Origin of the sequence: Acidovorax sp. FJL06 (genome assembly GCF_003852545.1) — a bacterium.
In the GTDB taxonomy this organism is placed as follows: domain Bacteria; phylum Pseudomonadota; class Gammaproteobacteria; order Burkholderiales; family Burkholderiaceae_C; genus Acidovorax.
The window spans coordinates 111,228-123,210 of sequence record NZ_QAJR01000019.1 but is presented as its reverse complement, the minus strand read 5'-3'; the positions used below and the strand labels follow the sequence as shown (position 1 = coordinate 123,210).

Sequence of the window (11,983 nt, the reverse complement as noted above, 5' to 3'; positions counted from 1 at the left end):
GCACGAATCCCGCTGGCCAAGTGTGCGCTGCGGATCGGGAGGGGCTGCCAGGCGCAAAACGCAGCAATAGCCGAAGCAATTGCGAGGTTTTGCAACGCAGCAGACCGCCCGAGACCGCAGATGCACACGGCGCGGTGATTCGTGCAGAGGGTCCCTAGGGCTCTGGCCTGGGACTCAGGTGGCGAAATGCATTGTACTGGTGGCCGGTCCACTCCAAATCGGGGGCTCTGTGTGAGTTTTCCTGCGTGGCGGGAGTCCGGGCTTTTTACAATGGGCCCCTATGTTTGTTCACCTGCGTCTGCACACCGAGTTCTCCGTCGTTGACGGCACCAACCGAATCGATGAGGTGGCCAAGGCCGCCGCAAAGGATGGCCAGCCCGCCCTAGCCATCACCGACCTCAACAACCTGTTTGGCGCGATCAAGTTCTACAAGGAGGCCCGCGGTAAAGGGGTCAAGCCCCTGCTGGGGGCCGAGATCAATGTGGCGTCCGAAGCCGGTGCGCCAGCGCGCATGCTGCTGCTGGTCCAGGGCAAGCAGGGCTATCTGAATCTGTGCGAACTGCTGGCGCGCGCCTGGACGCGCAATGTGGTCAAGAACGTGCCGGTGTGCACCTGGGAATGGCTGCGCGAGCTGAACGAGGGGCTGATTGCTATTGCGGGCGCCCAGGCCGGACCTGTCGGCCAGGCGCTGATGAAAGGCGACGATGCCGGCGCCGCCCATGTCGCGCTGGAACTTGCGGGGATCTACACCCACCGCTTCTACATCGAGATCCAGCGCGCGGGCCGCGTGGATGACGAGGCCCATGTGGTCGCCGCCGTGCAGCTGGCGGCGCGCCTGAACCTGCCCGTGGTGGCCACGCACCCCATCCAGTTTGCGACGGCTGACGACTACGAATCGCATGAGGCCCGCATCTGCATTGCCGAGGGCGAGATCCTGGCCAACCAGCGCCGGGTGCGCAAATTCACGCGCGAGCAGTTTTTCAAGTCCAGTGCGGAAATGGAGGCGCTGTTTGCCGATGTGCCGTCGGCCCTCACCAACACGCTGGAAGTGGCCAAGCGCTGCAATCTGACGCTGGTGCTGGGCAAGCCGCAGTTGCCGGACTTTCCGACGCCGAACGGCATGGCGATGGAAGAGTATTTCCGGTATGCCTCATTCGAAGGGCTGGAGTGGCGACTCAAGCATTTGTTCCCCAAGGAGGCGGAGCGTGATGCGCAGCGCCAGCGCTATGTGGACCGGCTTGAGTTCGAGCTGGGCACCATTCTCAAGATGGGCTTTCCGGGCTACTTTCTTATCGTGGGTGACTTCATCCAGTGGGCCAAGGACAACGGCTGCCCGGTCGGGCCGGGCCGGGGTTCGGGGGCCGGTTCGCTGGTGGCCTATGTGCTCAAGATCACCGACCTGGACCCGCTGCAGTACAACCTGCTGTTCGAGCGTTTCCTGAACCCAGAGCGGGTGTCGATGCCCGACTTCGACATTGACTTCTGCCAGTCCAACCGCGACCGGGTCATCGACTACGTGAAGGACAAGTACGGCAAGAACGCTGTGAGCCAGATCGCCACCTTCGGCACCATGGCGGCCAAGGCTGCCATCCGTGACGTGGGCCGGGTCATGGACATGAGCTACACCTTCTGCGATGGCATCTCCAAGCTGGTGCCGGGCAAGCCGGGCATGTCCTACACCTTGCAGTACCCGCCCGAAGTGAAGAAGGAGGGCGATAAGAACAACTACGCGCTGGAGCTGGAGCCCATGCTCTACGAGCGGGTGCGCAAGGAAGAGGACGTCAAGACCGTCATCGAAATGGCGCAGAAGCTCGAAGGCATGACCCGCAACATCGGCATGCACGCCGGGGGCGTGCTGATCGCGCCGGGCAAGCTCACCGACTTTTGCCCGCTCTACCAGCAGCCGGGCAGCGAATCGGCCGTGAGCCAGTACGACAAGGACGACGTGGAGGCCATTGGCCTCGTGAAGTTCGACTTTCTGGGCCTGGCCACGCTCACCATCCTGGAGATCGCGCGCGAGTTCATCATGAAGCGCCACAAGGGCCAGGAGAACTTCGCATTCGAGAACATCCCGCTCGACGATGGCCCCACCTACCGGCTGTTCTCCGAAGGCAAAACCGAGGCCGTGTTCCAGTTTGAAAGCCGGGGCATGCAGGGCATGCTCAAGGAGGCCAAACCCAGCCGCCTGGAAGACCTGATCGCCCTGAACGCGCTGTACCGCCCGGGCCCCATGGACCTGATCCCCAGCTTCGTGAACCGCAAGCACGGCAAGGAGGTGGTGGAGTATCCCCACCCCCTGGTCGAGCCCGTGCTGGCCGAGACCTACGGGATCATGGTGTACCAGGAACAGGTGATGCAGACCGCCCAGGTGCTGGGCGGCTACAGCCTGGGCGGCGCCGACATGCTGCGCCGGGCCATGGGCAAGAAGAAGGCCGAGGAGATGGCCGAGCACCGCGAGATCTTCCGCAAGGGAGCGGCAGAAAAGAACATCAGCCAGGAGAAGGCTGACGAAGTGTTCGACCTGATGGAGAAGTTCGCGGGCTACGGTTTCAACAAGTCGCACGCGGCCGCGTACTCCCTGCTGGCGTACCACACGGGCTGGCTCAAGGTGCACTTCACCGCCGAGTTCTTCTGCGCCAACATGACCGTGGAAATGGACGACACCGACAAGCTCAAGGTGCTGTACGAGGACGCGGTCAAGCACTTTGGCATGACCTTTGAACCGCCAGACGTGAACCGGGGCATGTACCGGTTCGAGCCAGTGACGGACAAGATCATCCGCTACGGCCTCGGGGCCGTGAAGGGCACGGGCCAGCAGGCCATCGAAGCCATGGTGGCGGCGCGCGAGGGGCGGGGCGAGGGGCCGAACGGCTCCACCACGGGGCCGTTCAAGAGCCTGTTCGACTTCTGCCTGCGCGTGGACAAGGCGCGCATGAACAAACGCACCGTGGAGGCCCTGATCAAGGCCGGTGCCTTTGACTCGATCCACCTGAACCGCGCCGCGCTGGTGGCGTCCATCGACCGGGCTTTTGACTTTGCGGCAGCCTCGCTGGCCAACGTGAACCAGGGCGGGCTGTTCGACATGATGGGCGAAGACGCGCACGGCTCCAGCACGCAGGAGCCGGACCTGGTCGAGGCGCTGCCCTGGGGTATCAAGGAGCGGCTCACGCTGGAGAAAACGGCCGTGGGCTTTTACCTCTCGGGCCACCTGTTCGACGAGGTGGCCACCGAGGTGCGCCGCTTTGTGCGCACCCAGATCGACGAACTGCTCGACAGCCGCGAGCCCCAGGTGCTGGCCGGAATCATCAGCGACTTTCGCGTCATCAATGGGCAGCGGGGCAAGCTGGCGCTGTTCAAGCTCGACGACAAATCCGCCGTCATCGAGGCCTCGGCCGATGAGGCCTTGCTCAACACCTACCGCAACCAGCTCAAGGAAGACGAGTTCGTGGTGATGATGGGGCGCCTGCAGCTCGACCATTTCAGCGGCGGCCTGCGCGTGAAGGTGCAGCAGGTGTGGGACCTGGCCGGCGCACGCTGCCGGTTTGGCAAGTACCTGCACGTGGTGGTGGGCGACAAGCTGCCCGATGTGCCGCGCCTGGTGCAGGAGTTTCCCGCGCGGCGCGAGGAAAGTGCCGAGGGCGAGGTGGCGGTGCATGGCCTGCGGGTGCGCATGGGGGTGCGCTGCAAGGCCGAAGACGCGGTGGCGGTGGCGGAGCTGCAACTGGGCGAAAACGCGCGGTTTTTCCCGTCGGATGCGGCCCTGGCGGCATGGATGGCGCAGGCGGGCCCCGGGGCTGCCACCGTGGTGTACGAGTAGGGCGGGGTGCGCACTCCGATCTGCGGCGCCATGGCTTGAAAAATACCGGGTCAACTCCCAACTTCTTCTGCGGCAGCCCCCCGTGCGGGTCGCTAGAATGATTTTCATGGCAACAAAACCACCTTCACCCCCCACCGCGCCGCCGGTTACCCGGCCAGCGCGGGATGATGGCGGTTCGGTCGTGCTCGAAAGGCGCACGCAGAAGACCCAGCCGCCCCCGATGCACCAGGTGGTCATGCTCAATGACGACTACACCCCCATGGAGTTCGTCATCGTGGTGCTGCAGGAGTTCTTCAGCAAGGACCGCGAGACAGCGACCCAGATCATGCTGAAGATCCACCTCGACGGCAAAGGCGTTTGCGGCGTGTACTCCCGCGATGTGGCCGCCACCAAGGTGGAACAAGTGCTTGACGCCGCCCTCAAGGCGGGCCACCCACTGCAATGTGTCAGTGAGCCTGTTGAATAACAGGTCTTTGATCCCGATTTAGAGTTAATCCTATCCCGCAAGCACAAAGGAGTTCACATGATTGCCCAGGAACTGGAAGTCAGCTTGCACATGGCCTTCGTCGAGGCCCGTCAGCAGCGCCACGAGTTCATCACCGTGGAGCATCTGTTGCTTGCATTGCTCGATAACCCCAGCGCAGCGGAGGTGCTGCGCGCATGTTCGGCCAACATCGATGATCTGCGTTCATCACTGTCGAACTTCATCAAAGACAACACCCCCCAGGTCGCCGGCACCGACGAGGTGGACACGCAGCCCACGCTGGGTTTCCAGCGCGTGATCCAGCGCGCCATCATGCATGTGCAGTCCACGGGCAACGGCAAGAAAGAGGTGACGGGCGCCAACGTGCTCGTGGCCATCTTCGGCGAGAAGGATTCGCACGCTGTGTACTACCTGCACCAGCAGGGCGTCACGCGCCTGGACGTGGTCAACTTCATCGCCCACGGCATCAAGAAGGGTGAGCCGCCCGAGCCCGCCAAGGCCGAGAACCCGGCCGAGGGCGAAGAGGGCGGTGGCGGTGAGCGCAGCGAAAAGGCATCGCCGCTGGAACAGTTCACCCAGAACCTGAACCAGGCAGCCAAGGACGGCAAGATCGACCCGCTGATCGGCCGCCACTACGAGGTCGAGCGCACCATCCAGATTCTGTGCCGCCGCCGCAAGAACAACCCGCTGCTGGTGGGCGAAGCTGGCGTGGGCAAAACAGCCATTGCTGAAGGCCTGGCCTGGCGCATCACGCAGAACGACGTGCCCGAGATCCTGGCCGAGGCCACCGTGTACTCGCTCGACATGGGCGCTCTGCTGGCGGGCACCAAGTACCGCGGTGACTTCGAGCAGCGCCTCAAGGGCGTGCTCAAGTCGCTCAAGGACAAGCCCAACGCCATCCTGTTCATCGACGAAATCCACACCCTGATCGGTGCCGGCGCGGCGTCGGGCGGCACGCTTGATGCGTCCAACCTCTTGAAGCCGGCGCTTTCCAGCGGCCAGCTCAAGTGCATCGGTGCGACCACCTTCACGGAATACCGGGGCATCTTCGAGAAGGATGCCGCGCTGTCCCGCCGCTTCCAGAAGGTGGATGTGGTTGAGCCCAGCGTGGCTGAGACCATCGATATCTTGAAGGGTCTCAAGAGCCGCTTCGAGGAACACCACAGCGTGAAGTACGCGGCTGCGGCGCTGCAGGCTGCGGCCGAGCTGTCGGCCAAGTACATCAACGACCGCCACCTGCCCGACAAGGCCATCGACGTGATCGACGAGGCTGGTGCCGCGCAGCGCATCCTGGTGCCCAGCAAGCGCAAGAAGACCATTGGCAAGGCCGAGATCGAGGAGATCGTGGCCAAGATCGCGCGCATTCCGCCGGCCAACGTGTCCAACGACGACCGCGGCAAGCTGCAGACGCTGGAGCGCGACTTGAAGAGCGTGGTGTTCGGTCAGGACAAGGCACTCGAAGTGCTGGCGTCGTCCGTCAAGATGGCGCGTTCGGGCCTGGGCAAGGGCGACAAGCCCATTGGCTCGTTCCTGTTCAGCGGCCCCACCGGCGTGGGCAAGACCGAAGCGGCCAAGCAGCTCGCCTACATCATGGGCATCGAGCTGATCCGCTTCGACATGTCCGAGTACATGGAGCGCCACGCCGTGAGCCGCCTGATCGGCGCGCCCCCGGGCTATGTCGGCTTCGACCAGGGCGGTCTGCTCACTGAAGCCATCACGAAGAAGCCGCACGCGGTGCTGTTGCTCGACGAAATTGAGAAGGCGCACCCGGACATCTTCAACGTGCTGTTGCAGGTCATGGACCATGGCACGCTGACGGACAACAACGGCCGCAAGGCCGACTTCCGCAACGTGCTCATCATCATGACCACGAACGCCGGCGCCGAGACCATGAACAAGGCGACCATCGGCTTCACCAACCCGCGCCAGGCGGGCGACGAGATGGGCGACATCAAGCGCCTGTTCACGCCCGAGTTCCGCAACCGGCTGGATGCCATCGTCAACTTCAAGGCGCTCGACGAGCAGATCATCCTGCGCGTGGTGGACAAGTTCCTGCTGCAGCTCGAAACCCAGCTCGCCGAGAAGAAGGTGGAAGTCACCTTCACCGACCAGTTGCGCAAGCACCTGGCCAAGAAGGGCTTCGATCCGCTGATGGGTGCACGCCCCATGCAGCGCCTGATTCAGGACACCATCCGCCGTGCGCTGGCCGACGAGTTGCTGTTTGGCCGTCTCACCGAAGGTGGGCGCCTCACGGTGGACATCGAGCTCAAGACCGACGACAAGGGTGTGGAGACCTCCGACGTGCTGCTGGACATCCAGCCCCTGCCCAAGAAGGAGCGTTCGGCCAAGGCGGAGCCTACCGAGCCGGAAGAGGCCACTGCCGACTGATTGGGCAAGCCCCCCTTTTCTCCGTCTCTGCATCAAAGCCGGCCCCTTGGGGCCGGCTTTTCTTTTTGCGGCGACCTGTTGAGAGGGCCGAGAGTGTTGGGCATGTTGGGAGGGGCCCGGGGGCAGAAGCCGGTTCGCCCATGGCGCCACGGGGCGCGGCCGGCGCAGGCCGAGTGTCGCCCTGATCTGTTCGGAATTCCGAATGCATGGTGACTGGACGGGGCGGAAAGCCGAACCCGACAACCGCTCGTGCACCGCACTTTCACTGTGAAATCAAGGACTTGGCATGGTGCCCGTGCCTGGCACATTGCGTGCAATGACGGTGGCAGGCCGCGCCCGACGCGGCCCGCTACCAAGGGGAGACAAGCCATGCCAGAAACCATACACCGTGGGCGACCTTGCGCGCCCGAACTCTGCCTGCAGCTGCAGCTGCAGAAGCCACGCCCACCCTGGTGACCGTATTCGCCATCGCCGCGCGGAGCAGACCGCGCACCGCCTTGCTGGCCCCTGATTGCCTTGCAGCGGCGGCCGGGCACGGTCGCACTGCCGCTCCACGTTTTCTTTTTCCATTCACACACATCGCATGAAACTCAATCGTCTGACCACGATGGTCATCCTGGCCATGGTTCTAGGGGTTCTGGTCGGGTACGCCTGCCACGCAGGGGCGCCCACGCCCGAGGCCGCCAAGGAGATCGCGGGCTACTTTGGCCTGCTCACGGACATCTTTCTGCGCATGATCAAGATGATCATTGCGCCCCTGGTGTTTGCCACGCTGGCCGCAGGCATGGCCAGCATGGGCGATTCGCGCACGGTGGGCCGCATTGGCACACGGGCGGTGGCCTGGTTCCTGGGGGCGTCCCTGATTTCGCTGACGCTGGGGCTGGTCATTGCCAACCTCACGCAACCCGGCAGTTCCTTGTCCATCCCGCTGCCCGAAGTGGGCGCTTCGACGCAGCTCAAGACGGGGGCGCTGAACCTGCGCGACTTCATCACCCAGGTGTTCCCCAAGAGCATCGTGGAGTCGATGGCCAACAATGCCATCCTGCAGATCCTGGTGTTCTCGTTGTTCTTTGGCCTGGCGCTGGGGCATCTGCACAACCAGGCGGCGCGCACGCTGGTGGCCACGCTCGACGAGGTGGTCCATGTGATGCTCAAGGTCACTGACTATGTGATGCGCTTTGCCCCCGTGGGCGTGTTTGGCGCGGTGGCCGGTGCCATTACCACCCAGGGCCTGGGCATGCTGGGCGTGTTTGGCAAATTCATGCTCAGCTTCTACCTGGCCTTGGCGGCCTTGTGGCTGGTGCTGGTGTGTGCGGGCTATGTGGTGCTGGGGCGCGATGTGTTCCGCCTGCTCAAGCTGATCCGCACCCCCATGCTCATCGGTTTTTCGACGGCGAGCAGTGAATCGGTGTACCCCAAGCTCATGGAGCAGCTCGAAAAGTTCGGAGTCAAACCCAAGGTGACAGGGTTCGTGCTGCCGCTGGGGTATTCGTTCAACCTGGACGGCTCCATGATCTACACCACGTTCGCCGCCATCTTCATTGCGCAGGCCTACGGGATCGACATGCCGTTGTCTGCCCAGATCACGATGCTGCTGGTGCTCATGGTGTCGAGCAAGGGGATTGCCGGCGTGCCCCGTGCCTCGCTGGTGGTGGTGGCCGCCGTGCTTCCCATGTTCCATCTGCCCGAGGCGGGTGTGCTGCTGATCCTGGGCATTGACCATTTCCTGGACATGGGGCGCACGCTGACCAACGTGCTGGGCAACGCCATTGCGACGGCCGTCGTGGCCAAGTGGGAGAACGCCATCGACCCCGTGCCCGAGGCGCTGGCAGAACGCGAGGAGATGTTGCCCGCAGCGGGCGACGACGAAGTGCTGCCCCGCACGGCTTGATCCTTCCTATCCCGCCCGGAGGTGGCCTGCCGCCGCCCGTGGGGTGTGCGGGCGGGGTGCTGGGGGCGCGCTGCTAACATCCCACCCCCCATGCCTTTGCCCCGATCCTTGCGCCAGTTCACGGTCCTGCTGTTGCTGGCCGGGGTGGGGCTGAGCGGGTGCCTGGCCTACCTGCTGGCCCAGCGCATGGGGCAGGCGCAGATCCAGGCCACAGGCCTGCACCGGCTGGAGCTGTACACGGCCAGCCTGCAGCGCGAGATCAGCAAATATGCCTTCCTCCCGGGCACGCTGGAGCTGGAGCAGGGGGTGCAGACCCTGCTGTCGGCCCCTGCGCCGGCCCGTGGCGCAGACAGCGTCAACGCCTATCTGGAGCAGCTCAACGAGCGCGCGGGCACGCTTTCCATCTACGTGATCAACCTGCAGGGGCAGGTGGTGGCCGCCAGCAACTGGCGCCGGCCCGACAGCTTCATCGGCGAGGACCTGCGCTTTCGGCCTTACTTCCGCGATGCCTTGAGCACGGGCAGCGGGCGGTTTTTCGGCATTGGCACCACGCGCGGGGAGCCAGGGTATTACCTGGCGTCGGCCCTGCTCGATGGCAGCCGCACCGTGGGGGTGGCCGTCACCAAGGTCAGCCTGGACCAGCTGGAGCAGTCCTGGTCCACGGTCGAGGCGCCGGTGATCGTGACCGATGAAAACGGCGTGGTGATCCTGGGCTCGGTGCCCGACTGGAAGTTCACTGCACTGCGCCCCCTGGACGAAGCCACGCGCAAGGCCTTTGACCAGACCCTGCAATACAACCGCCGCGCGCTCACCCCCCTGGGCATCAAGGTGCTGAGCGACCTGGACCAGGGCGCGCGGCTGGTGCGCGTGGCGCGCGAGGGCACCGAGATGGCATCCGTCTACCCCGTGACGGGCCGTTTTTTGACCCAATCGCGCGCGTTGCCGGGCACGCCCTGGACGCTGACGGTGTTCTCGCACCTGGCGCGGGTCGATGAGGCGGCGCAAAGCGATGCCTTGATTGCCACCATCGGTGCGGCCTTTGTGGCGCTGCTGGGCTTCATGCTCAACCAGCGCCGTCGCCACGAGCGTGACCGTTTGCGCGACCGCCTGGCCGCCCGCGAGGCGCTGCAGGCCGCACACGACGAGCTGGAGCGCAAGGTGCAGCAGCGCACGGCCGATTTGTCGTGCACCAACGAGCGCCTGCAGTCTGAAGTGCAAGAACGCATTCGTGCCGAAGGCACGCTGCGCGCCGCGCAGAACGAGCTGGTGCAGGCGGGCAAGCTGGCGGTGATTGGCCAGCTCTCCACCGGCGTGGCACACGAGCTGAACCAGCCGCTCACGGCGCTGCGTACCCTGTCGGGCAACAGCGTGCGGTTTTTGGATCGGGGCGATTTGCCCACGGTGCGCGTCAACCTGGAGCGCATTGCCCAGCTGGCCGACCGCATGGGCCGCATCACGGGCGAACTGCGGGCCTTTGCCCGCAAATCAACCGGCGAGCCACGGCCCGTGCCGCTGCGCGCCGCGCTGGCCAACGCGCTGGCGGTGCTGGAGCCGCGCATCCAGCAGACGGGGGCCCAGGTGCTGCTGGACATGGCCGAGCCCGAGCCCGTGGCCTGGTGCGATGGCAACCGCTTGGAGCAGGTGCTGGTCAACCTCATCAACAATGCGCTGGATGCGATGGCTGGGAGCAGCGCCTTGCGCGTTGAGATCCGCTGCGAGCAATTGGCCACAGCGGGGGCCGAGCAGGTGCATGTGCAGGTGCGCGATCTGGGCCCGGGCCTCACGGGCGAAGCGCTGGCCCATCTGTTTGAGCCGTTTTTCACCACCAAGGGTTCGGGCGACGGACTGGGCCTGGGGCTGGCGTTGTCGGCCGGCATCGTGCGTGAATCGGGCGGCACCCTCAGTGGCGCTAACCACCCTGACGGCGGCGCTGTGTTCCACTTGGCCTTGCCCGCAGCCCCCCGCCCAGATTCGGAATCAGCCCCAGACCGCCCATGACCCCCGACCTCAAGGTCCTCATCGTCGAAGACGACCCCGACATCGTGCTGGGCTGCGAGCAGGCCCTGCAGCTTGAAGGCATTGCTACCGAAAGCGCCCCCAGTGCCGAGCTGGCCCGGTTGCGCCTGGGGCGTGACTACCCCGGCGTGGTGGTCAGCGACATCCGCTTGCCCCAGATGGATGGCATGGCCTTTTTGCAAGAGCTCATGGGCATGGACCCAGAGCTGCCCGTGGTGCTCATCACCGGCCATGGCGATGTCTCGATGGCCGTGCAGGCCATGAAGGACGGCGCGCACGATTTCATCCAGAAGCCCTTTGCCCCCGAGCAACTGGTGGGCGCCGTGCGCCGCGCGCTCGACAAGCGCCGACTGGTGCTGGAGGTGCGCCAGCTGCGCAGCCAGCTCGCACAGCGCGATGCGATCGAGCGCCTGGTGATGGGCCGCGCGCCCAACATGCAGCGCCTGCGCGAGGTGCTGGCGGGCCTGGCGGCGAGCGCGGTGGATGTGCTCATCCATGGCGAAACCGGCACCGGCAAAGAGCTGGCCGCCCGCTGCCTGCACGAGGCCAGCCCGCGCAGCAAAGGCCACTTTGTGGCCATCAACTGCGGCGGCCTGCCCGATACGCTGTTTGACAGCGAAATGTTTGGCAACGAGGCCGGGGCCTTCACCGGTGCGGGCAAGCGCCGCATCGGCAAGATCGAGTATGCCAGCGGCGGCACGCTGTTTCTCGATGAAATCGAGAGCATGCCCTTGGCCATGCAGATCAAGCTGCTGCGCGTGCTGCAAGAGCGCGTGCTGGAGCGCCTGGGCTCCAACACGCTCATCCCCATCGACTGCCGCGTGGTGGCCGCCACCAAGGTGGATTTGCTGGAGCTGTGCCGCCAGGGCAAGTTCCGCGAAGACCTGTACTACCGCCTGAGCGTCGCCACGGTGGACCTGCCCCCGCTGCGTGATCGGCGCGAAGATGTGCCGCTGCTGCTGGAGCATTTTGTGATGGCTGCCGCCGCCCGCCACCAGCGCCCCGTGCCCGAGCTGCCCGCTGGCCAGTTGCACCAACTGCTGGGCTACCACTGGCCCGGCAATGTGCGCGAGCTGCGCAACGTGGCCGAGCGCGTGGTGCTGGGCATTGCCGCAGGCGCTGCGCCCTTTGTGGGGGCGGCGGGCGATGCCGGGGACGCAGCACAGCCCCAGGCCTTGGCGGCCACGGTGGAGGCGTTTGAGCGCACCCTGATCGCAGAAGCCCTGCGCCAGCAAGGCGGCAGCCTGGCCCGCACGGCCGAAGCGCTGCGGGTGGCCAAGACCACTTTGCACGACAAGATCCGCAAGTACGGCCTGGGCTCTTGATGGCCGCCGTGCCCGCTGCCCTGGCGCCAGCCTGCCTGGTAGATCAAGCCGGAGACGGGCAG

The 11,983-nt window shown here is 65.1% G+C and carries 6 protein-coding genes; all 6 read left to right on the top strand.

The features are described from left to right. Positions 1-280 precede the first annotated feature (280 nt). The 6 genes from dnaE (at position 281) to DBV10_RS12550 (ending at position 11,921) form a co-directional block, all read left to right on the top strand. Positions 281-3,817, top strand: coding sequence for a DNA polymerase III subunit alpha (dnaE, locus tag DBV10_RS12575; RefSeq protein WP_124513986.1), 3,537 nt, complete (start codon positions 281-283; stop codon positions 3,815-3,817). A 97-nt stretch (positions 3,818-3,914) separates the two neighbouring features. Then, on the top strand, positions 3,915-4,283 hold the full coding sequence (gene clpS, locus DBV10_RS12570; RefSeq protein ID WP_124513985.1) for an ATP-dependent Clp protease adapter ClpS: 369 nt from the start codon (positions 3,915-3,917) through the stop codon (positions 4,281-4,283). A gap of 57 nt (positions 4,284-4,340) precedes the next feature. Then, positions 4,341-6,689: an ATP-dependent Clp protease ATP-binding subunit ClpA gene (clpA, locus tag DBV10_RS12565; RefSeq protein ID WP_124513984.1), complete on the top strand. Its 2,349-nt coding sequence runs from the start codon at positions 4,341-4,343 to the stop codon at positions 6,687-6,689. 583 nt (positions 6,690-7,272) lie between these two features. After that, positions 7,273-8,580 carry a dicarboxylate/amino acid:cation symporter gene (locus tag DBV10_RS12560; protein WP_124513983.1) on the top strand — a complete coding sequence of 436 codons (1,308 nt, stop codon included), beginning with the start codon at positions 7,273-7,275 and terminating at the stop codon, positions 8,578-8,580. 90 nt (positions 8,581-8,670) lie between these two features. Then, entirely contained in the window at positions 8,671-10,578 is a 1,908-nt protein-coding gene (locus DBV10_RS12555) for an ATP-binding protein (RefSeq protein ID WP_124513982.1), read from the top strand. Next, positions 10,575-11,921 (top strand): sigma-54 dependent transcriptional regulator, encoded by a 1,347-nt coding sequence (locus tag DBV10_RS12550; protein WP_124513981.1) that lies wholly within the window; start codon positions 10,575-10,577, stop codon positions 11,919-11,921. The genes DBV10_RS12555 and DBV10_RS12550 overlap by 4 nt, the downstream gene beginning before the upstream one ends. Positions 11,922-11,983 lie beyond the last annotated feature (62 nt).